Source organism: Actinobacillus delphinicola (assembly GCF_900638385.1).
GTDB classification, from domain to species: Bacteria; Pseudomonadota; Gammaproteobacteria; order Enterobacterales; family Pasteurellaceae; genus Actinobacillus_C; species Actinobacillus_C delphinicola.
The window spans coordinates 1,408,239-1,434,739 of sequence record NZ_LR134510.1; the positions used below are offsets into that span (position 1 = coordinate 1,408,239).

The 26,501-nt window shown below is 39.5% G+C and carries 25 protein-coding genes and 1 riboswitch; of the genes, 12 read left to right on the plus strand and 13 right to left on the minus strand.

Annotated features, from left to right (window positions below; genetic code table 11):
- Nucleotides 1-37: 37 nt before the first annotated feature.
- Nucleotides 38-2,077, minus strand: a complete 2,040-nt coding sequence (locus EL259_RS06610; protein ID WP_126600124.1) for an OPT family oligopeptide transporter — start codon at nt 2,075-2,077, stop codon at nt 38-40.
- 186 nt (nt 2,078-2,263) lie between these two features.
- Between EL259_RS06610 and hslR the strand changes: the two genes are divergently transcribed.
- From hslR to tuf, 6 genes are all read left to right on the plus strand, one after another.
- Complete coding sequence (gene hslR / locus EL259_RS06615; RefSeq protein WP_126600126.1) at nt 2,264-2,683, plus strand: ribosome-associated heat shock protein Hsp15; 420 nt, start codon at nt 2,264-2,266, stop codon at nt 2,681-2,683.
- Nucleotides 2,684-2,711: 28 nt separating this feature from the next.
- A complete protein-coding gene (hslO, locus tag EL259_RS06620) occupies nt 2,712-3,584 on the plus strand; it encodes an Hsp33 family molecular chaperone HslO (protein ID WP_126600128.1) in 873 nt (290 codons plus the stop codon).
- A gap of 142 nt (nt 3,585-3,726) precedes the next feature.
- Nucleotides 3,727-4,101, plus strand: coding sequence for a 30S ribosomal protein S12 (gene rpsL, locus EL259_RS06625; RefSeq protein ID WP_126600130.1), 375 nt, complete (start codon nt 3,727-3,729; stop codon nt 4,099-4,101).
- 120 nt (nt 4,102-4,221) lie between these two features.
- Nucleotides 4,222-4,692, plus strand: coding sequence for a 30S ribosomal protein S7 (gene rpsG, locus EL259_RS06630; protein ID WP_126600132.1), 471 nt, complete (start codon nt 4,222-4,224; stop codon nt 4,690-4,692).
- 114 nt (nt 4,693-4,806) lie between these two features.
- Nucleotides 4,807-6,912 (plus strand): elongation factor G, encoded by a 2,106-nt coding sequence (gene fusA, locus EL259_RS06635; protein ID WP_126600134.1) that lies wholly within the window; start codon nt 4,807-4,809, stop codon nt 6,910-6,912.
- Between the two features lie 65 nt (nt 6,913-6,977).
- Nucleotides 6,978-8,162: an elongation factor Tu gene (gene tuf, locus EL259_RS06640; RefSeq protein WP_126599201.1), complete on the plus strand. Its 1,185-nt coding sequence runs from the start codon at nt 6,978-6,980 to the stop codon at nt 8,160-8,162.
- Nucleotides 8,163-9,025: 863 nt separating this feature from the next.
- On the opposite strand, the gene thiE is transcribed toward tuf, so the two are convergent.
- The 12 genes from thiE to dksA form a co-directional block, all read right to left on the minus strand.
- Complete coding sequence (gene thiE / locus EL259_RS06645) at nt 9,026-9,670, minus strand: thiamine phosphate synthase (RefSeq protein WP_126600136.1); 645 nt, start codon at nt 9,668-9,670, stop codon at nt 9,026-9,028.
- Nucleotides 9,663-10,493: a bifunctional hydroxymethylpyrimidine kinase/phosphomethylpyrimidine kinase gene (gene thiD / locus EL259_RS06650; protein ID WP_126600138.1), complete on the minus strand. Its 831-nt coding sequence runs from the start codon at nt 10,491-10,493 to the stop codon at nt 9,663-9,665. Before thiD ends, thiE begins: the two co-directional genes overlap by 8 nt.
- On the minus strand, nt 10,490-11,296 hold the full coding sequence (gene thiM / locus EL259_RS06655; protein ID WP_126600140.1) for a hydroxyethylthiazole kinase: 807 nt from the start codon (nt 11,294-11,296) through the stop codon (nt 10,490-10,492). Before thiM ends, thiD begins: the two co-directional genes overlap by 4 nt.
- A 10-nt stretch (nt 11,297-11,306) precedes the next feature.
- Nucleotides 11,307-11,951: a thiaminase II gene (gene tenA, locus EL259_RS06660; RefSeq protein ID WP_126600142.1), complete on the minus strand. Its 645-nt coding sequence runs from the start codon at nt 11,949-11,951 to the stop codon at nt 11,307-11,309.
- 8 nt (nt 11,952-11,959) lie between these two features.
- Entirely contained in the window at nt 11,960-12,904 is a 945-nt protein-coding gene (locus EL259_RS06665) for an ABC transporter substrate-binding protein (protein WP_126600144.1), read from the minus strand.
- A gap of 12 nt (nt 12,905-12,916) precedes the next feature.
- Nucleotides 12,917-13,657: an ABC transporter permease gene (locus EL259_RS06670; protein ID WP_126600146.1), complete on the minus strand. Its 741-nt coding sequence runs from the start codon at nt 13,655-13,657 to the stop codon at nt 12,917-12,919.
- Between the two features lie 2 nt (nt 13,658-13,659).
- A complete protein-coding gene (locus tag EL259_RS06675; RefSeq protein WP_126600148.1) occupies nt 13,660-14,343 on the minus strand; it encodes an ABC transporter ATP-binding protein in 684 nt (227 codons plus the stop codon).
- A 60-nt stretch (nt 14,344-14,403) separates the two neighbouring features.
- Nucleotides 14,404-14,493, minus strand: a riboswitch (TPP riboswitch).
- Nucleotides 14,494-14,667: 174 nt separating this feature from the next.
- Nucleotides 14,668-15,105: a ClpXP protease specificity-enhancing factor gene (locus EL259_RS06680; RefSeq protein WP_126600150.1), complete on the minus strand. Its 438-nt coding sequence runs from the start codon at nt 15,103-15,105 to the stop codon at nt 14,668-14,670.
- 8 nt (nt 15,106-15,113) lie between these two features.
- Nucleotides 15,114-15,749 (minus strand): glutathione S-transferase N-terminal domain-containing protein, encoded by a 636-nt coding sequence (locus tag EL259_RS06685; protein WP_126600152.1) that lies wholly within the window; start codon nt 15,747-15,749, stop codon nt 15,114-15,116.
- Nucleotides 15,750-15,860: 111 nt separating this feature from the next.
- Nucleotides 15,861-16,340 (minus strand): 2-amino-4-hydroxy-6-hydroxymethyldihydropteridine diphosphokinase, encoded by a 480-nt coding sequence (gene folK / locus EL259_RS06690; RefSeq protein WP_126600154.1) that lies wholly within the window; start codon nt 16,338-16,340, stop codon nt 15,861-15,863.
- Nucleotides 16,340-17,725, minus strand: coding sequence for a polynucleotide adenylyltransferase PcnB (gene pcnB / locus EL259_RS06695; protein WP_126600156.1), 1,386 nt, complete (start codon nt 17,723-17,725; stop codon nt 16,340-16,342). Before pcnB ends, folK begins: the two co-directional genes overlap by 1 nt.
- 170 nt (nt 17,726-17,895) lie before the next feature.
- Nucleotides 17,896-18,336, minus strand: coding sequence for an RNA polymerase-binding protein DksA (gene dksA / locus EL259_RS06700; RefSeq protein WP_126600902.1), 441 nt, complete (start codon nt 18,334-18,336; stop codon nt 17,896-17,898).
- Between the two features lie 215 nt (nt 18,337-18,551).
- Here dksA and EL259_RS06705 point away from each other — a divergent pair, with 215 nt between their 5' ends.
- The 6 genes from EL259_RS06705 (at nt 18,552) to EL259_RS06730 (ending at nt 26,501) form a co-directional block, all read left to right on the plus strand.
- Entirely contained in the window at nt 18,552-20,966 is a 2,415-nt protein-coding gene (locus EL259_RS06705; RefSeq protein ID WP_126600157.1) for a DNA internalization-related competence protein ComEC/Rec2, read from the plus strand.
- Nucleotides 20,967-21,012: 46 nt separating this feature from the next.
- Nucleotides 21,013-22,761: a lipid A ABC transporter ATP-binding protein/permease MsbA gene (gene msbA, locus EL259_RS06710; protein ID WP_126600159.1), complete on the plus strand. Its 1,749-nt coding sequence runs from the start codon at nt 21,013-21,015 to the stop codon at nt 22,759-22,761.
- Nucleotides 22,762-22,772: 11 nt separating this feature from the next.
- On the plus strand, nt 22,773-23,765 hold the full coding sequence (lpxK, locus tag EL259_RS06715; RefSeq protein ID WP_126600161.1) for a tetraacyldisaccharide 4'-kinase: 993 nt from the start codon (nt 22,773-22,775) through the stop codon (nt 23,763-23,765).
- A gap of 9 nt (nt 23,766-23,774) precedes the next feature.
- Nucleotides 23,775-24,542, plus strand: coding sequence for a 3-deoxy-manno-octulosonate cytidylyltransferase (gene kdsB / locus EL259_RS06720; protein WP_126600163.1), 768 nt, complete (start codon nt 23,775-23,777; stop codon nt 24,540-24,542).
- A 205-nt stretch (nt 24,543-24,747) separates the two neighbouring features.
- Nucleotides 24,748-25,731, plus strand: a complete 984-nt coding sequence (locus tag EL259_RS06725) for a FecCD family ABC transporter permease (RefSeq protein ID WP_197721283.1) — start codon at nt 24,748-24,750, stop codon at nt 25,729-25,731.
- Nucleotides 25,731-26,501, plus strand: coding sequence for an ABC transporter ATP-binding protein (locus EL259_RS06730; protein WP_126600165.1), 771 nt, complete (start codon nt 25,731-25,733; stop codon nt 26,499-26,501). The genes EL259_RS06725 and EL259_RS06730 overlap by 1 nt, the downstream gene beginning before the upstream one ends.

Below are 26,501 nucleotides of genomic sequence, written 5' to 3' on the forward strand. Positions count from 1 at the left end.
ACTTAATAAATGCGGTGTTTTACTTGATATTATTGATTTAGCGAATCATTTTTTTCGCACGTAAGATGCGTTGTGCAAAGATGAGTACGCCAATAATAAAGACGCCTAATCCGAGTAATTCACCTGTTGTTTGCCAGTCGGAAAGCTCAAGCGCTAATGGTGATTCAGAGCCACCTGCACTTACAGAAGCGGCGATGACAAATGCCATCAATACTCCTACTAAGCTTTCGCCAACGATAAGACCTGCTGCAAAGAGGGTACCTAAACGTTCTGCTTTTGAGTGTAATTTTCCTGCATCAATTTGTTTACGTTTCGCATGAGCCGTTAAGTGGCGATTGATAAACCATGCAAGAATTGCCCCAATAACGATTGGCATGTTTACATCTGGAGAAAGGTAAATACCCATACCTACCGCCAATGCAGGTAATGCAAAGCGGTTTTTAGAGACACGTTTCATTAATGAATCAACAATAATGAGAATGACACCTAAACCAATACCAAGATAGATATAAGTCCATTCAAGATTACTTGAGAAAATCCCTTTAGCAATAATGGTCATTAAGGTTGCTTGCGGTGCAGAAAGCGCTTCCGCTGGATCCATGTCAATACGTGGTAACGCACCTGTAAAACCATAAGCATGGTAGAGGATACTCAATACGGGAGCGATAACTAAAGCCCCAACGATACAACCAATGATTAGCGCAACTTGTTGTTTCCACGGTGTTGCTTTAACGAGTAAACCTGTTTTTAAATCTTGAAGGTTATCGTTAGAAATTGCCGCCGTACTTACGACTACTGAGCCTGTAAAAATAGTTAATGCGGTGAGGAATTTTTCCCCTGCAGGATTTCCCATTAAACCAGTAAATTCACCAATAAGCATTAAGGTTAATGCGATGATAACAACCGAGATAATCCCAATCCCTGAAATTGGAGAAGAAGATGAACCTACAAGACCTGCCATGTAACCACATGCAGCGGCAACGAAGAACCCGATCAATACAGCAAGTGCAGTACATGCAACGATGAGGATAATGGATTCTTCAACTGGAATTGGTGCTTGGCGAATGAAATCGAATAGCGCTAAAACAATCAGTACAATGGCAGCTAAAATAATGCCAACCATTGATTTAGGTGATAAATCTTTTTCTGTTTCATCTGTTGATTTTACATCGCTATGTTTTAATGCACGGAAAGATTGAATCATACCTTGAATCATTGGTTTCATAAGAACAAGCAATGTCCAAATTGCTGCGATACCAATGGTCCCTACACCAATAAAGCGAACTTTGTTTTTCCACAAATCATGTGCAAAATCAATATAGCTTAATCCTTCAGGAATACCATGTAGAGAAGTAAAATAAGGAACTGCAACTCCCCAAGTTAGAAAGATACCGAATAAAATCGCTAAACCGCCGACAATACCCACGAGATAGCCTGCCCCTAATAAGGCAAGAGAGAATCCCATTGGAACTTGGAATACGGCATTTCCGCTTTTAAACCAGTAGCCCGCACTGTCAGAAATAAGGCGTAAGCCATTTGTACAAAAGCTAACTATCGCCGCTAATAAACCACCCGCAACAATTTCTTTAATACCACTGTCACCTTCACCTTCTTTTGGATTACCTGCACGTAAAATTTCAGCTGCAGCTACACCTTCAGGATAAGGTAAGTCTGATTTAACCACCATAACATGTCGTAATGGAACAGTAAAAATTACCCCTAAAATCCCGCCAGCGGTACAAATTAGTAAGGTTTGTAAGAATGGAAAACCTTGCCAATATCCCATCATAAGTAAACCAGGTAGCACGAAAATAACGGAAGAAAGGGTACCAGCTGATGAGGCCTGAGTTTGTACCATATTATTTTCTAAGATACTGGAATCATTAAACATTTTTAATACTGCCATAGAAATTACAGCAGCAGGGATTGAAGATGCAAAAGTTAACCCCACTTTTAGTCCAAGGTAAACATTCGAAGCGGTAAAAATTACCGTAATCAGTGCCCCAAGAATGATACCACGCAGGGTCAGTTCCCTGGTACTGGGGGCTTGTAGTGTTGCTTGTGTTGCGGTTTGCACGGAAAACTCCTAAGTTTTATTTATCGCTATTAGGAAAGTATTATAATGAAATTAAGATAATGTCAAATATATTGCCTATTTTTTTAAATTAAAATTAAAATAAATCTAAATTTAATAAAAAATTTGGAAATAAATTAGAAAAATTACGATTTAGTATAGTTTGGTGAATAAATTATTATGGGAAATATGCAGAAAAGTGAAAAAAAATTTGAAAATAACGGCGTGCAAGGATCAGTCCGTTTAGATAAATGGCTATGGGCTGTGCGTTTTTATAAAACACGTAGTATTGCGAAGACAATGATAGATGGTGGGAAAGTCCATTATAATCAACAAAGGGTAAAACCGAATAAAGAGGTTAAAATTGGAGATTGTATTCGATTATCACAAGGCAATATCCAAAAAGAGATCATTATACTGGGAATAACTGAAAAACGAGGACCTGCACCCGAGGCACAAAAGTTATATCAGGAAACAGAAACCAGTATTGCCAAACGAGAACAAATTGCCGAGGCTCGGAAATATGGGGCATTGAGTATGCCTAATCCAGAGCGTCGCCCAACCAAAAAAGAAAGACGAGAACTTATTGAGTTTAAGTCTCATCAGTAACCTTTATTAGATGTGAGAGAAAATAATTATGACAGATTATATGAAAGATAACGACAAATTATACCGTTACCTATTTAAAGACCGTGGCGTTCGTGGGGAATGGGTTCGCTTAAATAAAACATTTGATGAAACATTAAATACTCATCAATATCCACAACCTGTCCAAGATTTATTGGGTGAAATGATGGTTGCAACGGCTTTATTAACAGCAACTTTGAAATTTAAAGGAAATATCACTTTACAATTACAAGGTGATGGTCCATTAAGCCTAGCAGTAGTAAATGGTAATGACCAGCAACAACTGCGTGCGGTTGCTCGCTTACAAGGCGATATTAAAAATGATGTGTCTTTAGCTGAAATGATTGGCAAAGGTGTATTAGTTATTACTATCGCACCACAAGAAGGGGAGCGTTATCAAGGTATTGTTGAATTAAGTCGCCCAACGTTAACTGGATGTTTAGAAGAGTACTTTAAACGTTCTGAACAGCTGGAAACTCAGCTTGTGATTGTTACAGGTGAAGAAAATGGAAAACCGACTGCAGCAGGCTTATTGCTACAGGTGATGCCAGACGGTACGGGAACAGAAAATGATTTTGAACATTTAAGTACCCTTGCTGCTACGGCAACAAAAGAAGAATTCTTTACCCTAACGGCTGAAGAATTACTTTATCGATTGTTCCACGAAGAAACTGTAGAAATCTACCCAGCTGAAGAAGTGACTTTCTTCTGCGGTTGCTCGGAAGAACGTTCTGGCAATGCACTTCTTATGTTAGGTGATGATGAAATTGATAAAATCTTAGCTGAACGTAATGGTGCAATCGATATGCAGTGTGAATGTTGTGGTAAACATTACACTTTTGATAAAGAAAAATTAACCAAAATGAAAGGCACCGTCCACTAATTTAGGGCTGTCTGGTCATAGAAATTTGGTATATTTCTTGACATTACAAAATGAGAATAATAGAATTCCCCGTCTATCTTTTTTAGATAGGCTTAATAAATATACATTCTTTTATGAATAACAATTAAACTGGAGCTTTTTAATGGCAACTATCAACCAGCTAGTACGCAACCCGCGTGTTAAAAAGGTTGCAAAAAACCTCGTTCCTGCTTTGGAAGCTTGTCCACAGAAACGTGGCGTGTGTACTCGTGTATACACTACTACACCTAAAAAACCGAACTCAGCGTTACGTAAAGTATGTCGTGTTCGTTTAACTAACGGTTACGAAGTAACTTCATATATCGGCGGTGAAGGTCACAACCTTCAAGAGCACAGTGTTGTGCTTATCCGTGGTGGTCGTGTTAAAGATTTACCGGGTGTGCGTTATCACACTGTACGTGGTGCACTTGACTGTGCAGGCGTTAAAGATCGTAAACAAGCACGTTCTAAATACGGCGTTAAACGTCCTAAAGCTTAATGGTTCTCCGTTAAGTAAGGCCAAACGCTTATTAACTATATAAACCCTAAACTCCAGTTTTGAGAAATTTCTCATATTGAGTTTTGGACAATCCTGAAATATAAATACGGAGAATTTACAATGCCACGTCGTCGTGTTATTGGACAACGCAAGATCCTTCCAGATCCGAAATTCGGTTCAGAATTACTTGCTAAATTTATCAATGTTTTAATGGTAGATGGTAAAAAATCTATCGCTGAAAAAATCGTTTACAATGCGCTAGATACATTAGCTCAACGTACAGGTAAAGAACCTTTAGAAGCTTTTGAAATCGCATTAGAAAATGTTCGCCCAACAGTAGAAGTTAAATCCCGCCGTGTTGGTGGTTCTACCTACCAAGTGCCAGTAGAAGTACGTCCAGTACGTCGTAACGCACTAGGTATGCGTTGGATTGTGGATGCAGCACGCAAACGTGGTGATAAATCAATGGCTTTACGTTTAGCTAACGAATTATCAGATGCGTCTGAAAACAAAGGTGCAGCGGTTAAAAAACGTGAAGACGTTCACCGCATGGCAGAAGCTAACAAAGCATTTGCTCATTACCGTTGGTAATCAGTTAGCGATTAAGCTTTTAGGCTTCATCTCAGCATCTGTGATGAAGCCTTATCCATATATAAAATTTTAGTTTTATTTTATAAGACTAAATCCCAAAGAAAGGAAGAACGAATGGCTCGTAAAACCCCTATTGAGCGTTACCGTAACATCGGTATCAGTGCTCATATCGACGCAGGTAAAACAACCACTTCAGAACGTATCTTATTCTATACTGGTGTAAGTCACAAAATCGGTGAAGTTCACGACGGTGCAGCGACTATGGACTGGATGGAACAAGAACAAGAACGTGGTATCACTATCACTTCTGCGGCAACAACTGCTTTCTGGAGCGGTATGTCACAACAATACCCACAACACCGTATCAACATCATCGATACTCCGGGACACGTTGACTTCACAGTTGAAGTAGAACGTTCTATGCGTGTACTTGATGGTGCGGTAATGGTTTACTGTGCGGTAGGTGGTGTACAACCTCAATCAGAAACTGTATGGCGTCAAGCTAACAAATATCATGTTCCACGTATCGCGTTCGTTAACAAAATGGACCGTACTGGTGCAAACTTCCTACGCGTAGTTGAACAAATCAAATCTCGTTTAGGCGGTATCGCAGTTCCTCTTCAATTACCAATCGGTGCTGAAGACAACTTTAAAGGTGTTGTTGACCTTGTTAAAATGCAAGCAATCAACTGGAATGAAGCTGACCAAGGTATGACTTTCACTTACGAAGACATCCCAGCAGATATGGTTGAAGCATGTGAAGAATGGCATCAAAACCTTGTTGAAGCAGCAGCTGAATCTTCTGAAGAATTAATGGAAAAATACCTAAACGGTGATGAATTAACTGAAGAAGAAATCAAAGGTGGTTTACGTAAACGTGTATTAGACACTGAAATCATCCTTGTAACTTGCGGTTCTGCGTTCAAAAACAAAGGTGTTCAAGCAATGCTTGATGCGGTAATCGATTACTTACCAGCACCTACAGACGTTCCACCAATCCAAGGTGTAACTTTAACTGACGAACCAGACGAACGTCACGCAACTGATGATGAACCATTCTCATCTCTTGCATTCAAAATCGCAACTGACCCATTTGTGGGTAACTTAACATTCTTCCGTGTATACTCTGGTGTTATTAACTCAGGCGATACAGTACTTAACTCTGTTAAACAAAAACGTGAACGTTTTGGTCGTATCGTACAAATGCACTCAAACAAACGTGAAGAAATTAAAGAAGTTCGTGCGGGTGATATCGCAGCAGCTATCGGTCTTAAAGACGTAGCAACTGGTGATACTTTATGTGCACAAGATGCACCAATCATCCTAGAACGTATGGAATTCCCAGAACCAGTAATTTCTGTTGCTGTTGAACCTAAAACTAAAGCTGACCAAGAAAAAATGGGTCTTGCATTAGGTCGTTTAGCACAAGAAGACCCTTCATTCCGTGTTCACACTGATGAAGAATCTGGCGAAACCATTATCTCTGGTATGGGTGAATTACACTTAGACATCATCGTTGACCGTATGAAACGTGAATTCAAAGTGGAAGCTAACATCGGTAAACCACAAGTATCTTACCGTGAAACTATCCGCACACGTGTTAACGACGTTGAAGGTAAACACGCAAAACAATCTGGTGGTCGCGGTCAATACGGTCACGTTGTTCTTGACTTGTACCCATTAGATCCAGAAAGCGAAAAAGGCTACGAATTTGTTAACGAAATCAAAGGTGGTGTAATTCCAACTGAATACATCCCTGCAGTTGACAAAGGTATCCAAGAACAACTTAAATCTGGTCCTTTAGCAGGTTACCCAGTAGTTGATGTTGGTGTACGCTTACACTTCGGTTCATACCACGATGTGGACTCATCTGAATTAGCGTTTAAACTTGCTGCATCTTTAGCATTTAAAGCAGCATTCGCAAAAGCTAACCCAGTATTATTAGAACCAATTATGAAAGTTGAAGTTGAAACTCCACCAGAATATGTTGGTGACGTAATTGGTGACTTAAGCCGTCGTCGTGCTATGGTAAATGGACAAGAAGCTAACGAACACATCGTTAAAATCGATGCTGAAGTTCCACTTTCAGAAATGTTTGGTTACGCAACTGACCTTCGTTCACAAACTCAAGGTCGTGCTTCTTACTCTATGGAACCGTTTAAATACGCTGAAGCTCCGAAAAATGTTGCTGAAGCAGTTATCGAAGCACGTAAAAAATAATTACTTGTTTTTAAAAACTGTGGCATAGTATATGCCACAGTCTTAATCATTAAGGAAACATTAGAATGTCTAAAGAAAAATTTGAACGTACAAAACCGCACGTTAACGTGGGTACAATCGGCCACGTTGACCATGGTAAAACAACTTTAACTGCAGCTATCACTAACGTATTAGCTAAACACTACGGCGGTGCTGCTCGCGCATTCGATCAAATCGATAACGCACCAGAAGAAAAAGCACGTGGTATCACCATCAACACTTCACACGTTGAATACGATACTCCAACTCGCCACTACGCACACGTTGACTGCCCGGGACACGCTGACTATGTTAAAAACATGATCACTGGTGCTGCGCAAATGGACGGTGCTATCTTAGTAGTAGCAGCGACTGATGGTCCAATGCCACAAACTCGTGAACACATCCTTTTAGGTCGCCAAGTAGGTGTACCTTACATCATCGTATTCTTAAACAAATGCGATATGGTGGATGATGAAGAATTATTAGAATTAGTAGAAATGGAAGTTCGTGAACTTCTATCTCAATACGACTTCCCAGGTGATGATATTCCTATCATCCGTGGTTCTGCATTAAAAGCATTAGAAGGCGACGCAGAATGGGAAGGTAAAATCCTTGAATTAGCTGAAGCACTAGACAGCTACATCCCAGAACCAGAACGTGCAATCGACCAACCATTCCTTCTTCCAATCGAAGATGTGTTCTCAATCTCTGGTCGTGGTACAGTAGTAACTGGTCGTGTAGAACGTGGTATCATCCGTACTGGTGACGAAGTTGAAATCGTAGGTATCAAACCAACTGCGAAAACAACTGTAACTGGTGTTGAAATGTTCCGTAAATTACTTGACGAAGGTCGTGCAGGTGAAAACATCGGTGCATTATTACGTGGTACAAAACGTGAAGAAATCGAACGTGGTCAAGTATTAGCGAAACCAGGTTCAATCACTCCACACACAGACTTCGAAGCTGAAGTATACGTACTTTCAAAAGATGAAGGTGGTCGTCATACTCCATTCTTCAAAGGTTACCGTCCACAGTTCTACTTCCGTACAACTGACGTAACTGGTACAATCGAATTACCAGAAGGCGTAGAAATGGTAATGCCAGGCGACAACATCAAAATGACTGTTAGCCTAATTCACCCAATCGCAATGGACCAAGGTTTACGTTTCGCTATCCGTGAAGGTGGCCGTACCGTTGGTGCTGGTGTTGTTGCAAACATCATCAAATAATTAGCGATTTACGCTTAAAAAAAGGGAGCTTCGGCTCCCTTTTTTGTTATGGGGAGTGATGTTACTTTACTTGCTTGTGCAAGACAAACCGTAGGCTTGAATGTTGCGAAGTAACGACCTGTAGGCGAGCGAAGCGAGTACAAGTAACCAAAGAACACACCCCTGATAAATCGCTTTTTCTCAGTTTGTGGAAATTTTCTTAACGGTTTTTTTGTAACTCGTTTCGCTCAAACAGGACAAAAAACTAGAAATTTCCAGTCGCTCAGGCGATTTATAAGGGGACCGTTGGCGCAGTTTTTGAGTTTTTATTTTTTTAATTAAATCACGGTTTAAAATTCGTAAAAAATTATGATTTTTGGGGCGTAGTTTTTTGTTTTTTAATTTATGTAATTGTCGCTTTTTTGCGTATATGAACTTCGTTCATTTTCATTTCTTTGCTTTTGCAAGACAAACCGTAGGTTTGAACGTTGCGAAGCAACGACCCGAAAGGCGGGCGAGGCGAGTAAAAGTAATCAAAGAACACACCCTGATAAATCGCTTTTTCTCAGTTTGTGGAAATTTTCTTAACGTTTTTTTTTGTAACTCGCTTAGCTCAAACAGGACAAAAAACTAAAAATTTCAGTCGCTCAGGCGATTTATAAGGGGACCGTTGGCGCAGCTTTTGAGTTTTTTATTTTTGGATTAAATCACGGCTTGAATTTCATAAAATTTTATGGATTTTGGGGCGTGATTTTAGTTTTTGATAAAAATCACGCCAAGATTTTCGAGAAAATTTATGGGGTTTATAGATAACCGTAGTTTTTTTATAAGAAAATGTTGTGCAAATAAGGCATCGGATAATGCCTTATCCTTTAAGCTAAAGATTACCAATAGGGGATAATTCGCGATAAATCATGGGCTTTGGTTATCATAGAAATGACGGCAATACCATCAGGATTAGTTGCTTTAAGCGCATGAATATTTTGCAATGAAATCCCACCAATGGCGACTAGTGGTTTACGGATATGCGCTGATTTTAATTGCCGAATAATATCAGGGTGTAAAGCATTACCTGCATCTTCTTTAGAATTTGTTGAAAAAATTGGACCAACACCTAGATAACTAATCTCAGGGTATCTATCTGCTAATTGAGCTTGTGCCAATGTTTGGCAAGACAATCCAATAATTTTATTTTTAAACAGGGGGATGATATCCACAACAGGCGTATCGGATTGTCCCACATGGATCCCATCGGCATTAAGCTTTAATGCGAGAGCGACATCATTATTAATAATAAAGGGTACTTTCGCTTTCGCACAAAGTTTTTGGCAATCTTGAGCTAAGGCGCTGATCGTGTCTGGATCTCTGAGCGAGTTTTTGCCTTTTTCACGAAATTGAAAGCAAGTAATGCCCGCATTTAAAGCATTTTCAAGAATGTGTAATAAATTATTTGCATTATTGCCATTTAAATGTTGACAATCTTGAGAACCCGCCACGAAATAGCGTTTTAGAAAAGGAAGTTTATGCATCGTTTATTTCTCCATTTAATGCCTCATTTCCTGCCCATAAATTGACAGGACCATGCCCATGACCGATATTCAGCGGATGTGTAATTGCGTCAGTGATAAACCTTTTGGCACGGATAATGGCATTTTTTACCGATTCACCTTTTGCTAATTCTGCAGTAATGCAAGAAGATAACGTGCAACCTGTGCCGTGCGTGTGTGGAGTATGGAAACGTTTGGCAGGGAGAGTGAAAAATGTATTACCGAGCAGAATCCAATCATTAGAGGTTTCGCCTGTAAAATCTGCTGTATGCCCACCTTTAATCATCACGTTTTTAGCGCCTAACGCTTGTAAATATTGGGCGGCTTTTAGGGCAGAGTGATCGTCATAAACCGAAATACCCGTAAGGACTTCGCACTCAGGAAGATTCGGGGTAATGAGTGTACAAAGGGGAATAAGATTTTCTTTTAACTGTAAAATAGCCGAATCTTGTAAGAGTTTTGCACCACCCTTGGCAATCATGACGGGATCAAGCACAATATTTTTTAAAGCATATTGCTGTAATTTCTGTGCTACAAGTTGAATGATTTCCGCATCGCCTAACATGCCGATTTTAACCGCATCAATTGAAAAATCATCGCAAACAGCCGTTAATTGCGCTGAAATGTTTTCTAAAGGGAGGCGATGAATATGATGCACGCCCAATGTATTTTGTGCAGTCACCGCAGTTAATACAGAGGTGCCGAATACGCCTCGCATTTGAAATGTTTTTAAATCGGTTTGAATACCCGCACCGCCACCGCTATCAGACCCAGCAATAGTCAGTGCTTGTGGAAAATGGCTCATTTTATCTCCTTAATTTGAACGTGATTTTTTATGTAATCTAAATGGGGTTGTGCTAACGCATCTAGAAAAGCCATTAAAAAAGTTCCGTTACTTCCAGCTTGAAGTAAAGTACGTTGCTCGGCTTTTTCGGCGGCGATTTTGTAGAAGGCACTTGCAGTAGTAAGTGCGCGGAGAGGGTGATTGCAACAAGCTAAAAAAGCCGTGAGTACGGCACCTTGTAAGCAACCCGTTGCAGTAATTTTAGGTAAAAAAGGACTGCCACCTGTAACGGTAATAGTTTGACTACCATCGGTGATGATATCCGTTGCTCCGCTTAATAAAACAGTGGTGTGGTATTTAGTTGCAACCTTTTGTGCAATTAGAATAGGATCTTGTTGCCCTTCTCCAACATCTACGCCTTTCGGCTGCCAATTTATCCCTGCAAGATAAGCAAGCTCCGCTGCATTCCCTCGGATGGCAGTAAAGTGGTAGTGTTCTAAAAGATAATTAATTTTTTGTTGACGAAATTGTGTTGCTCCCACGCCCACAGGGTCGAGCAGAATAGGTTTTTGGTGCTGATTATAATGAGAGCAGGCGAGGCAAACTGCTTGCCATTTATCCTCGCAGAGTGTACCGATATTGACAGAAAGTCCTTGCGTGAGCGTGGCAAGATCTGCCATTTCTTCTGCACAATCGGACATCAGTGGCGAAGCGCCAATAGCGAGTAGTCCATTAGCTACAAAGTTTGCCGCCACGATATTGGTGATACAATGGATAAGCGGGTTATGTGTACGGAGTTGATTGATTAAGGTGATATCAAGCATAACGCCCCCTTTAACTTAAATCTAAACCCATTTGCCAAAAGCCAATTTCCATACGAGTTGCAGTATTAAAAATACGTTGCCAATGCTCAGGATCTTGAATGCCACTGTGTTGAATTAATTGATCAGCTTGGCGCATGAAGCGCTGGACGCTTTCTTGTGAAGTATCGCTATCATACATATCGATCCATTTTTGGTAAGGATTGTTTGGGGTATGGTTTTTCGCCAGTTTTTCTGCAATTTGACTATAACCCAAAGCGCAGGGGGCCATCGCGACAAATAATTCAGCCAGCCCATATTTCATTCCAATATCAAGCACATAGCGGGTGTAACCTATATTATTGGGGCTTTCTGGATGTTTTTGTATTTCCTGTGCAGAAAGCCCCCAACTTTCGCAAAAATCTAAGTGCATGGATTGTTCCACTTCCAAAATCGCTTGAATACCTTGTTGAGCATATTTCATTAGTTCTACATTTTCTGCTTTGTAAACGGCAAGTCCCCAGGCACGGGCGAATTGCAATAAAAACAGATAATCTTGAATGAGATAATGTTTAAAAGAGGCAAGCGGTAAAGTGCCACGCCCCAATTCTCGGACAAATTTATGCTCAGTATAATCTTGCCAGTATGGGCAGTTTTGAATGAGGTACGTAATGTTCATAATTCTCCTTAAAGCGCATAGTCTTTGGTGTAGTTAGAAAGGTTTAAATCGTGTGAAATCACATGATTTTTATAGAGGAAAACGGAAAAATTTTGATAATCCGCACGGTTAAGTTTGCTCGGTTTGGGACTGATATAAGGAATAGTATCTTGCCAAGCGAGTTGGTTTAATGGGGTATTTAAAAGTGCGGGATTGTAACTGATAAAGGCTTGCCACGCTTTTTGTGGGTGGGCTTTGATATAATCGGTTGCATCATTGAGCGCTGCTACGAAGCGCTGAAATTTAGGAGCATTGACTTGGTCTTTATGGCAAATTACGACAAGTTCTTCATAATTTGGCACACCATTTTGTTCAGGGAAAAAGGCTTTGGCTTTTACACCCGCAAGTTTAAGTTGGTTGACTTCAAAATTACGAAACGCACCATTAATGGCATCTACACGCTTACTTAAAAGTGCAGGCGAGAGCTCATAATTGACATTCACCATTTTTACGTCATTAAGGGTTAAGCCCGCATGATTAAGCATAGTTTTGAGTACGACACTTTCAAATCCCGAGATAGCATGTCCAATTTTTTTACCTTTGAGATCGGCAAGTGTTTTGATATGACCATCGTCTAGGACGACTAGGCTACTCAATGGCTGATTGAATAGCGAGGCAATGCGTACTAATGGTAATCCCTGTGCGACCGCCATTTGTAATTGAGTTAAATAATCTATCGCAATATCAGCTTGATGAGTGGCTATCAATTTCGGTGGTAGCGATGGATCGGTCGGTTCAATAATATGCACATCGAGATGATATTTTTTGAAAAAGCCTTGTTGCTGCGCAACGATAATGGCGGCATGATCTGGATTAATAAACCAATCTAGCACTAAATTGATTCTGTCTGCTCCGTTGGCAAAAGCGGTTTTAGCAAGGCAGGCAATAAGCAAGATGAATAGTCTTTTTTTCATTGTTTTCTCCAATTAGTTACCATTCCAAAAAATGAATTTTTTTAAAGATTTATCAATCATGAAATAAAGGGTTAAAGTCATAAAAATTAAAACCGATAGGGCAGCAAAAAGCATATCGGATTGCATGCGGGCATTGCTTATTAGCATGAGATATCCCAAACCGTGCGAAGCGCCGACCCATTCGCCAACCACGGCACCAATAGGCGCAATGGTGGCGGCAATACGGATACCTGATCCTACGGCAGGTAGCGCAGCGGGGAGGCGCACACGAGTTAAAATTTGCAGCGGTGTGGCACCACAACTTTTTGCGATAAAGATCATTTCTTGAGGCGTGTTTTTGAGTGCATCAAATACATTACTGGTGATCGGGAAGAAAATGATGATCGTGGTCATCACCAGTTTAGAGAAAAAACCAAAACCGAACCAAAGCACTAAAATCGGGGCAATCGCAAAGATCGGAATCGCTTGGCTAATCAATAAAATTGGTAGCAAAAGGCGAGAAAGCACTTTGTTGTAGAAAAGGAAGATTGCCGTTACGATTCCAAGTATTGTGCCGACAAAGAGCCCTGCTAAAATTTCTAAAAGCGTTTGTGTTCCGTGTTCAAACAATACGCTATGGTATTGAATAAGCGCATTAATGACTTGTTTAGGGCTAGGGAAAATGTAAGGCGGTAAGTCAAATAGCAAAATTGTACTTTCCCAGATTAAACCTAAAATCAGGATTAAAAATAAGCTATGTAAAATTTTATGCATAATTACTCGGCAAGTTTTTTAATTAAAGAGGCATAGGGATTTTCGGTATTGTCCTTATGAGGGAAATGTTCAAGCGGTTGCTTTCCACTACGCAAAATATAAATTTGATCGGCGAAAGAAAGTGCCTCACTCGGGCTGTGGGTAATCATCAAAACGGTTTTATTTATTAAGAGAGATTGGCTCAATTGTAAAAGTTGAATCTTAGTCACTTCATCAAGGGCAGAAAAAGGCTCATCCATTAGAACAACATCGGCATCTTGCATAAGAATACGTGCTAGGGCGACACGTTGACGTTGCCCTCCAGATAAACGAAAAACTTTTTTATGAATATGTTCCTCAAGACCAACAGAATTTAAAAGTTGCTTGGCTTTTTGTGTGGTTTGATATGTTTTTTGGTGACGTAAATGTGCCGCTAATTGAACATTATCAAGGACGGATAACCACGGATAGAGGGAATAATTTTGCGGTAAATAAGCAAAACGAAGGTGTGATGGATAGGAAATTTCACCCGTGATACGTTCATTCGTGCGAAAGCCCGCAATAGCACGTAACAATGAGGATTTACCTACGCCAGATCGCCCAAGTAAGACGGTATTCTTACCAGATTCTAAAGTTAAATTGAGATTTTGGAAAAGGTATTGCTCTTTAAAAGCAATCGCCAAATTTTGGATTTGAATTAAAGACATGTACACCCCGTTGTATTTAATGGAAAATACAATGGAGTAAGATTAGAAAAAGATAGATTAAATGTTTGCATTCTCGTTTCCTACGCCAGTACTAACTGTTTCAGGTTCACGGGACTCTCTCAGCCAATTAAGGCACCCCGACGGATGAGCGACATTCTAGGCAAGTCAAAAAATAAAGTCAAGACACATTATTTAAAAATAATGTTATAAATTAGGCAGTTAATGTTAAATTTTTTCTATCTTTTAATAAAAATCACGCCCCAATAATCATAAAAATTTATGAGAATTGAGGCGTGAAAATATAGATTAGAGCGTATTGTGAGCTTATTTCACGATACGTAAGAAACTATTATCTTTAGCTTTTTTCGCTTTTGGCTTATCTACGGCTTCTTCAAAAGATTGTGGTTGATTTTCTGGTTCACGATTGAGTTCAGCGTAAATATCTTCGGGTTCGAACATCACACCTTCACCATTTTCACGAGCATAAATCGCAACGGCTGCCCCCATTGGGACATGGACGTGGCGAGTTACCCCTTGGAAGCGAGCATTAAAGGAAACCGCATCATCGTTAATTAGGAGATCTCCCGTTGCTTGCATAGAAATATTTAGGATAATTTGCCCATCTTGAACGTATTCTTCAGGGACTTCTGTACCGTAATAATTCGCATCAACCACAAGGTATGGGGTAAGATCATTATCCGAAATCCAATCATAATAAGCTCTTAATAGATAAGAGCGTTTTGCAGATAATTTTTTACTCATAGGGAAACCTATTTTTCTTCCATAAAGTTTTTAGGCGTAACGCAATTAATGGATTCTTGGAATGATTCACGACTGAATACACGATCCATATAGGCTTTTACGGCTTTACTTCCAGCGCCCGTAAATTCTACGCCAAGATTTTGCATTTTCCACAATAATGGAGCAATGTAGCAATCTACTAGGCTAAATTCTTCACTCATGAAATAAGGAGTGAAATGAGCTGAAATCGCAAGGAATTGTTCTTTTAAGAATTTTAATGCACGGGCACGTTCGGTTTCAGTTTTTCCAAATTCTGCAACTTTAATATATTGATACCAACTTTCTTGGATATCATGCATAAGTTGGCGTTTTTGCGCACGTTCCACAGGGAATACCGGCATAAGTGGTGGGTGTGGAAAACGTTCGTCTAAATATTCTAAAATAATGTGTGGTGTACGGATAACAAGGTTACGATCCATTAATGTAGGAACGGTCCCTTTTGAATTGACTTCCATTAAATGCTCATTGATTGTACCAGGTACAATCGTTTCAATTTCGTAAGCTGCACCTTTTTCGGCGAGTACAAAACGAACTTGGTGACAATAAATGTCATCATTGTTTGAAAATAAGGTCATCACTGATCTTTTGTTAGCAGCACTGGTCATCTTTTCCTCCGACGACAAAACAAATAATATAAAAAGGATTACATTTTAGCACAAAATATTTATAAACGGGCAATCTTCTCATTGAATCTAATGGTCAAAGACGACTTTATTCTATTGGATAGCCTTCATCGTATGGTTTATAAACTTTTTTCGTAATTCGCCCACGCTTTCACCTGTAGGTAATACAAGTGCAGGGGCAATATCAAAAAGGGGAATAATCACGAACTCACGCTCACACATTGCATAGTGTGGAACAGTAAGGCGTGGTGTTTTTATGATATCGTTATCAAAAAGTAGGATGTCTAGGTCTAATGTACGTTCTCCCCAATGACGAAGACGGATACGCCCTTGTTGATTTTCGATAGATTGTAATATATCTAAAAGCTCTACAGCCGATAAGGGAGTTTCTAACAATGCAACGGCATTGATGAAGTCAGGCTGATCTTGTGGTCCGAGTGGCGAGCTTTGATAAAATGGGCTGGTTTTTTTTACTGTAACCTGTGGCAACTCGGCAAGCGTAGAGAGTGCTTTTTCGAGTTGCGCAACAGGTGATTGTAAATTACTACCAAGTGCAATATAAACTTGATGCATTAATTTACCTGCTTATTCGGTTTATTGGTAGCCGATTTTCTACGTTGAGAATGGCGACGACGACGGAACGGTTTTTTCTCACCAGAATGCGCTTTTCCTTTGCTTCGTTGTTGGCGTTGTAAAAGTTGAGTGCGTTGAGACTCATTACTTTGTTGATACTCATACCACCACGTTGCTAACTCAATGCTTTCGCCACCTTCAATTTCAGCACGCATTGCTAATAAGTCATAAGCGGCTCGGAATTTTGGATGTTCAAAAGTTCGTGTCGGTGCTTTTCCTTGGCGCTTCATAAGTTGTAATTGCAAGATCCAAATATCACGAATTACTGAAGTATGGCGACGTGGCGCAGCAAGACGCTTACAAAATGTATCTAAAATATCATTACTCGCAAGGTTATAGGCATCATGATTATTTAATCCACCTTCATTTTTAAGTATTTCTACTTTTTCACGTAATGGATACCAGAAAAAAGTAGCAAACAGGAAAGCAGGATTGATTGCTAAATTATCAGCGATACGCTCATCCGTAGATGATAAGGCACGCTCTATCATATGTTGTGTATCATTATCCCCACGTTCTGTGAAAAAAGGCATGAGCGACGGGAAAAGTTGCTCAAATAATCCATATTTTCGCATAAGACGATAAGATTTTACGCCATGTCCAGATTGTAAAAGTTTAAGACTTTCATCATAAAGACGGGCAGGGGGGATATCTTGCAATAGATGGGCAAGTCGTCTTATTGGTGTTTCACTAGGTGAATCAAGGAACATGTCCAATTTTGCCATAAAACGAATTGCCCGTAGCATACGTACAGGATCTTCTTGGTAGCGAATTTCTGGATTACCGATAAGGCGTAATTTACCATTACGTAAATCTTCTAAGCCATTGAAAAAATCGTAAAGTTTGTGTTTATTCGGATCGTAATAGAAAGAATTAACCGTAAAATCTCGACGTGCAGCATCTTGTGACATGTTACCGTAAACATTATCACGTAGAAGCATACCAGAGGCGCTTTGGCGTGACTGGTTATCATTATGTTTTGGCTGGTGATCGGCACGGAAGGTTGCGACTTCAATGAAATCACGTCCAAACATAATGTGTGCTAAGCGGAAACGTTTTCCGACGAGACGACATTGACGTTGGAAAATATGACGAATTTGTTCTGGACGTGCGTTTGTTGCAACATCAAAATCTTTTGGTTTTTTATTTTGTAAAATATCACGTAAACATCCCCCAACGATGTAAGCTTCAAAGCCATTTGCTTGAAGTTTATCGACAATTTGTAAGGCATGTTTATGAATCTTATCTGGATAGATGCCGTACTGTCTTGCATCATGGATATGTGCAGATTTAGAACGCTGATTATGGCGAGGTTTTTGTTCCATTTCATTTGGTGAAACAGAGATATTTACCTCATCTTTTTGGGCGTGAGTCGCATCTGATTTTTTAGTCCAGAATTTTTTTATAAAAGTGAAAATAATTTGCTCCCAACTACTCGCTAAAAATAACAAAAGGGACGTTTTTCACGTCCCACTTTTTCATCTTTACTGGGTGATTATGCCATCATTTGTTTTTCACGGATTTCAGCTAATGTTTTGCAATCAATGCATAGATCAGCTGTCGGGCGTGCTTCTAAACGGCGTAAGCCAATTTCTTCCCCGCATGAATCGCAGTAACCGAAATCTTCATCACGATCTAATTTTTGTAGCGTGCGTTCAATTTTTTTCAGTAACTTGCGTTCACGATCACGAGTACGTAACTCTAGGCTGAATTCTTCTTCCTGAGTTGCACGATCTGATGGATCAGCAAAGTTTGCGGCGTCATCCTGCATACGGTCCATAGTACGATTGCTTTCGGTACAAATCTGTGTATGCCACGCTTGTAGAATTTTTTTAAAGTGTTGAAGCTGTTCTTCACTCATGTATTCTTCGCCTTTTTTCATGCTGTAAGGTTCGACTCCAGCTAAAGAAAGCAAACTTAAGGATGATTTCTTCATCATCTCTACTCCTAACAAAAAAATAATTATTCCAAAAATAAACTTAATGGGGGAATCTAAGGGTCGATATAAATAACAGAAGTTTTTTAAATAAGCAAATAAAAATAACTGTTTTTTCGTAACAAATTGAATATTTGTGAACTTGATCGAAAGAAGAAAAATAATAAAAAGCAGATTTCATTAAATAACCCAATAGTATTAGATGGAGTTCTGTGATGAAAATTCAAAATTATTTTTTAATTCTTATTGGAAAAATTATTTTTATAATTGCGACATTATTTTTACTTTTACCGCTAAATTTTTTAAAAATTTGGCAAGGGACGATTTTTGTTCTATGCTTTTTGATTCTCGTACTAAAATTATTCAAATTTTCTTTTAAAAGTTCTCTTATCGTTATAAGTATTATTGCGATAGTGGGGTATTTTCAGCTCAATTTTCTGCACTATCAACAATTAGCTACTGCCAATCAATATTTACCTACTAAAATTACGACATCCTTTCAAATCAACAGGTTACTAAAACAAGGAGAATATTGCTCTATTATTGCTTCCCTTAGATTACCGACAAATCCGAGTAAACAGCGGATTTATCTTGTATGGAAAGGAAGTAGCATTCCTCAGCTTGATGATGTTTGGCAAGGCGAATTGCATTTGCACCCTTTGACTAGCCGTTTAAATTTTCGGAGCTTTGATAAACAAAAATGGTTTTTCTCACAAGGGATAACGGCTTATGGCTATGTAACAAAATTAAAGAAATTGGGGGCACATCCTACATTACGTACACAATGGCTGGCAAAAACATGGCAACATACACAGGAAATGGCACAACAGGGACTTTTGCTTGCCCTAGCATTTGGTGAGCGAGCATGGTTGAGCTCTCAAGTTACTCAAGTTTATCAACAAACTAATACGGCACATCTCATAGCAATTTCTGGTCTGCATGTCGGTCTTGTTTTTTTATTAGGATTTTACTTAACTCGGCTTGTTCAGTATGTCTTCCCTGTCATTCTAAGAATCGGATTAGCGGACTGGATAGGTTTATTTTTCGCCATAATTTATGCCTATTTAGCAGGTTTTTCTATTCCAACATTGAGAGCATTGCTTGCACTTTTTGCCGTCATTTTTATTCGTTCGCAAAGGCTATGCTTGACCAAATGGCAATATTTTTGGTTGGTGGTGGTAATATTACTCTGCTGCGATCCTAAAACGGTTTTATCTGAAAGTTTTTGGTTATCATTCGCTGCTGTGCTGAGCTTATTGATTTGGTATCAGTTTATACCGCTTTTTTTATGGGAATGGCGAGGGAAACCGCTTACACAAACAAAATTAAAATGGTTTATTGGTCTAATCCATTTGCAAATAGGTTTGTTATGGCTTTTAACCCCTTGGCAACTTTTCTTTTTTAATGGAATTTCATTGAGCAGTTTCTGGGCAAATTTATGGGTAGTCCCACTTTTTAGTTTTGTCCTGATTCCAATTATTTTTCTTGCCACATTATTTCAAACGCCTTTTCTATGGCAGTTAGCTAATCGAATTGCTGATTTTGTTTACTCACATCTCAGTGAAGAGGCACATAACTGGTGTTCGGTTACAATTTCGACAAGTTTGTTTGTTACGTTCTGTCTTTCATCCCTATTTTTGATGTTTATTTATTTCTTGCAACGCCAATTTTTAAAAAACACGCCTCAAAAATCGCAAGAATTTATGCAATATAGGAGGAAATGGCATTTCCCATTAAACATGAATGTTACTGTTTTACCTGCATCAGCATCGTTTCTGTGGCTGTATTTTTTGTTGGGGATTGTTGTATTAATGACGGGAGGTAAATTAACAATAGATTTGGTTTATAAGTATATGCATAAGTCCGATTGGCAAGCCACGATGTTAGATGTTGGGCAAGGTTTATCCGTGGCGATTGAAAGGCATGGGCATGTCATCTTGTATGATACTGGTAATGCGTGGGGACACGGTGCCACAGAGATTAGTATGGCAAAGCTGGAGATTCTGCCTTATTTACAACGAACAGGGGGAAAACTCGATGGTATTATTATAAGTCATGATGATCGTGATCATACGGGAGGATTGAATGCGATTTTAACACGATACCCGCATATTCCAGTTTGGCGTTCTGCAGCGATAAAACATAGTCAACAATGTGTGGCAGGAGAAAAGTGGCAGTGGCAAGGTTTAACGTTTAGTGTGCTTTCTCCTTCCTATCGGTTAGCACAAGCAAAAAATGCACAATCGTGTGTGATTTTGATTAGCGACTCAAAACCACGATTGTTGCTTATGGGGGATGCACCTGCAAGTATAGAGCGTACTATAGCAATGCAGCTGCTCCCAGTTGATGTCATTCAAGTTGGACATCACGGTAGCAAAACATCTACAACGATGACATTGCTTGCAAAAACTCAGCCTAAAGTGGCGCTTATTTCAGTAGGTCGGTGGAATCCATGGCATCTCCCCAATAAAAAAGTGTTAAATCGGCTTAAAAACGATAGAATAGCCATCTTTAGCACCGCTGAAGATGGTGCTATACGTGTCATTTTTTCTAAAGAAAACATAGAATTACAAACAGCACGTTATGCATGGCAGCCTTGGTATCAGGCATTTATTGGCGTCAATGAGTAAATCAAGGTACAATAGCACGTTTTTTTTAATTATATGAATATATTTTATGCAAGATAAAGATCTCTCAACATTCCGTACTTTTAAAAGACTTTGGCCAACAATTGAGCCGTATAAATGGGGTTTAGTTGCAGCGGGTATTGCGTTAATTATTAATGCATTGGCTGATGCAAGTTTAATTCAAATGTTAAAACCATTGCTTGATGATGGTTTTGGTAAAGCGGATTCACATTTTTTACGCATGATGGCACTTGTTGTCGTTATTCTTATCTTTTTCCGTGGGTGTTCTAACTTTGTTTCTACCTATTGCTTAGCTTGGGTATCTGGAAAAGTAGTGATGCAAATGCGCCGTAATCTCTTCCGCCATTTAATGTATCTACCAGTACGCTTTTTCGATCAAAATTCGACAGGTAAATTGTTATCTCGTATTACCTATGATAGCGAACAAGTTGCACATTCTGCGTCTGGCGCACTCACCACGATTGTGCGTGAAACAGTGTATGTTGGGTCATTACTTACGGTAATGTTCTATACAAGTTGGCATCTTTCATTAGTGCTTATTTTGATTGCTCCAGTCATTGCGGTTGTAATTAGCGTAGTATCTAAAACGTTCCGTCGTTTAGGTAAAAATATGCAAAACTCAATGGGACAACTTACAGCGACGGCCGAACAGATGTTAAAAGGTCACCGTGTGGTGTTATCTTTTGGCGGTCAAGAAGTGGAAGAGAAACGCTTTAACCATGTAAGTAATGATATGCGCCGTAAAGGAATGAAAGTGATGACCGCTGAAGCAATCTCAGATCCTGTGGTTCAAATCATTGCATCTTTTGCGTTAGCTGCTGTGTTGTATTTAGCAACAATTCCACAAATTATGTCAACTCACCTTACAGCAGGGGATTTTACGGTTGTATTCTCATCTATGCTTGCAATGATGCGTCCGCTCAAATCACTCACTAATGTAAATGCGTCTTTCCAACGTGGTATGGCAGCTTGTCAAACTTTATTTGCATTAATGGATCTTGATACAGAACGTGATGATGGTAAATATGAAGTAGAGCGTGCGAAAGGTGATCTTGAATTTAAACATGTGACTTTTACCTATGATGGTAAAGAATTACCTGCATTACATGATATTTGTTTCTCAGTACCACATGGTAAAACAGTGGCATTGGTTGGGCATTCAGGCTCAGGTAAATCAACTATTGCAAACTTGGTGACACGTTTTTACGATTTAGAACAAGGTCAAATTACTTTAGACGGTGTGGATATTATGGATTATCGTCTGCATAATCTGCGTCAAAACTGTGCAATGGTATCCCAACAAGTCCATTTATTTGATGATACTATCGCAAATAATATTGCTTACGCTGCAGCGGATAAATACTCTCGTGAACAAATTATTGCAGCTGCTAAAGCTGCACATGCGATGGAATTTATCGATAATCTTGAAAATGGATTAGATACGATGATTGGTGAAAACGGCATGAGCCTTTCTGGCGGTCAACGTCAACGTTTGGCGATTGCTCGAGCATTATTGCGTGATTCACCAGTGCTTATTTTGGATGAAGCAACCTCTGCGTTGGATACTCAATCAGAACGTGCTATTCAATCAGCGCTTGAAGAAATCCAAAAAGATCGTACTGTACTTGTTATTGCACACCGTCTATCTACCATTGAAAATGCGGATGAAATTCTCGTTCTTGAACACGGTCGAATTGTTGAACGTGGTACGCATGCCGCATTGCTTAAAATGAACGGTCGTTACAAACAATTGCATGAAATGCAATTCAGTGCGTAGTAGGGTACACGATGGATTTCTGGTATCAAAAGTCATTTAAAGCACGTTTAATGGCAGCAGTTTTGCTGCCATTAGCTTGGTTATTTGGTTTTATTGCATGGATCCGTAAGACGCTTTATCGTGCGCATATTCTTAAGTCATATCGTCCGACGGTTCCTGTGATTATCATTGGTAATCTTTCTGTTGGTGGGAATGGAAAAACCCCTGTCACGTTATGGCTTGCCGAACTATTACAGAAAAATGGCTTAAAGGTCGGCATTATCTCACGAGGTTATGGCAGTAAATCTCCTTATTATCCACGCATTGTGAAAATTGATGAGCCCGCCGTTGAAGTAGGCGATGAACCTTTATTGCTAGCTAAGCGAAGTGGAGTACCTGTGTGTATCGGGGCAAATCGTCAGCAAGCGATTGAGCTTTTGCAACAACATTATCCATTAGATGTGATTTTAAGTGATGATGGCTTGCAACATTATGCCTTGGCTCGGGATCTCGAAATCGTTGTGATTGAGGCAAAACGTGGGTTAGGGAATGGTTTATTGATGCCAGCAGGTCCATTGCGTGAATCTGAAAAACGATTACAATCCGTTGATTTTATTATTAATAATGGTGGATTAACGCCATATTCTCAAAATATTATGCAACTTGTTCCGTCTTGCGCAATTAATGTACAAACAGGAGAGCGTAAATCGCTAGATGATTTTCAACATCAAAATGCTATCGCTTTGGCGGGAATTGGTAATCCACAACGTTTCTTCGATATGTTGATGGATATGGATATCATTTTGCAAGACACCTTTGCATTTGCGGATCATCAAGCCTTTGATCAAAGTTTATTAGTCAATTTACCAGACGATATACCAGTTTTTATGACAGAAAAAGATGCCGTAAAATGCCACACTTTTGCGAAATCAAATTGGTGGTATGTCCCTGTTGATGCGCAAATTACAGGAAATATTTTATCGAAAATTGAGGCGTGGTCTCAAAAACAAAAAAATAAAAAGTAAGGAGATACTATGCAGTCGCTTTCTTTTACTGTCGTAATCCCTGCACGCTATGCATCAAGCCGTTTACCAGGTAAACCGCTTTTAGATATTGCTGGGAAACCAATGATTTATCACACTTGGAAACAAGCCCAACAAGCGGGCGCAAGTCGTGTAATTGTGGCAACTGATGATGTGCGTATTGCGGATGCTGTTACCGCATTCGGTGGCGAAGTTTGTATGACAAAAACAACGCATTCTTCAGGCACGGAACGTTTGATGGAAGTGGTTGAAAAATTGGGGTTAGCTGATGACGAAATCGTGGTCAATGTCCAAGGCGATGAACCGCTTATTCCACCTGTAATTATTCACCAAGTTGCTGAAAATCTCGCTACACAATCTGCGAGAATGGCGACACTTGGCGTTCAAATTGATGAATTAGATGAGTTATTTAATCCCAATGTGGTGAAGGCGGTAAAAGATAAAAATGGCAATGCCTTATACTTTTCTCGTGCGCCGATTCCTTGGCAACGTGATAATTTTGCGCAAGAGCCTAAGGTTCTTGATCCTAAATGGCAAGCACAATATTTACGCCATATTGGATTATATGCGTATCGTGCAGGTTTTATTAAGCAATATGTAGCATGGGATGCGAGTCCTTTAGAGCAAATTGAAAGCCTTGAGCAGTTGCGTGTACTTTGGCATGGTGAAAAAATCCATATTGCTTTAGCCAAAGAAGTGCCTGCCGTGGGTGTTGATACGGCAGAAGATTTAGAGAAAGTCAGACAAATTCTTGCATAAGGATTAAGCTAAAAGCGCTCTTCGGAGCGCTTTTCAATTTTTATCACGCCCCAATTTTCGGAAAAATTTTTAAAAAACATATAGTAAAAATAAAAAACATTATATAATGTTTTATATCATCTATTATTTACAATTATTTATGTTATCACCCTCTCATTCTCATCCCACATCTCTGTTTTCACGACTGGGTTGTTCGATTTTAATCATGTGCCTTATTTTATTCTGCGTGGCAGCAATATCACTTTTGTTAGGGCGTTATCCTATTTCAGTTCTCCACTTTATGGAGGCTTTGGCTGATAAAATAGGTGTTTCACACTTCTTACCCATTTCACAGGAGCACCTTATTAATGCAGTAATTTGGCATGGGCGTTTCCCACGAATTTTAACAGCAATTATTATTGGAGCAGGATTAGCATTAGCGGGTACGGCATTTCAAGCTGTTTTCCGAAATCCATTGGTCTCTCCTGCGCTTCTTGGAGTTTTAAATGGTTGTGCATTTGGGGCTGCGTTGGGACTTATTTTAAATGGAGGTCATTTCCTCGTACCTTTATTAGCCTGTCTATTTGGTTGTATTGCCGTGTTAGTCGGTGTGCTTATTGCGAAACGTATCGGAGGAGATTCGATCTTATTACTCATCTTAGGCGGGATTATCAGCAATGCATTTTTTGCTGGATTACTGTCGTTAGTGAAGTACATTGCCGATCCAGAAGATCAGTTACCAAGTATTGTTTACTGGCTATTAGGAAGTTTAAGCAGTATATCTTTACCGCTAGTCGCGATTTTATGTCCTATCTTATTTCTCGCTATGTTTATTTTACTCTGCTTGGGACGCCAATTAGATGCGATGTCTTTAGGTGATGAAGAAGCATTAAGCCTTGGTATTCCTGTTGTGAAAATGCGGTATTTTATTATTTTGTTGGCAACGATTATCTCAGCAATTACCGTGTGTATTGCAGGTGTAGTTGGTTGGGTTGGCTTGTTAATTCCACATTTAACACGCCTTATTTGGGGAGCAAGTCACCGTTTTGTTTTGCCATTGAGTGCCATTTTGGGGGCGATTTTTTTAATTCTTTCTGATGATTTAGCCCGCTTATTAAGCGTCAGTGAAATTCCATTGGGAGTAGTGACGGAATTATTAGGCGCAATGTTATTTTTCTTTTTATTATTGCGTAATTGGCGAGGTGTTTGATGTTATTATCTTGCCAAAATTTATGTTATCAAACTGACAATAAATTGATTTTAAATGATATTTCTTTTGATATAAAACAGGGTGAAAATATTGCTTTACTTGGTACGAATGGAGCGGGGAAAAGCACATTATTGAAGTTACTTTTAGGCATTTTAAAAAAGACACAAGGTGATATTTTTATTCAAAAGAAATCGTTAGCACAGTGGTCGCGAAAAGCATTAGCGCAAGAAATTGCCTATGTCCCTCAACAACACACGCCACACTTTCCTTATAAGGTTGAAGAAGTGGTGGCACAAGGCATGTTGCCTTATCTACATTTTTTTCAAAAGCCTACTGATAGTCAGCAACAGAGTATTGAGTTGGCATTGCAACAAATGGATATTTTGCATCTGCGCCAGCGAGCCTATACGACCCTTTCAGGTGGTGAACGTCAGCGAGTGTTGTTAGCACGTGCGTTAGTCCAACAAACACCATTAATTTTATTGGATGAGCCTACTAATGGCCTGGATTATGGTAGCCAAATACGATTGCTCGCTTTACTTAAAGACATTAGTAAAACGGGACGAGCGGTCCTAACCATTACCCACAATCCCGAACATGCTTTGATGTTTTGTGATCGGGTTATTGTTTTGCACGACGGTAAAATTCTGGCAGATGCTTATCCAAGCCATGTTATTACCGCTGATCTTATCGCAAAATTATTTCATTTATCGACTCGCCAACTGGATTTACCCGAGGGACGTTTTTTTACGTTCCGTTCTTTAGCATGA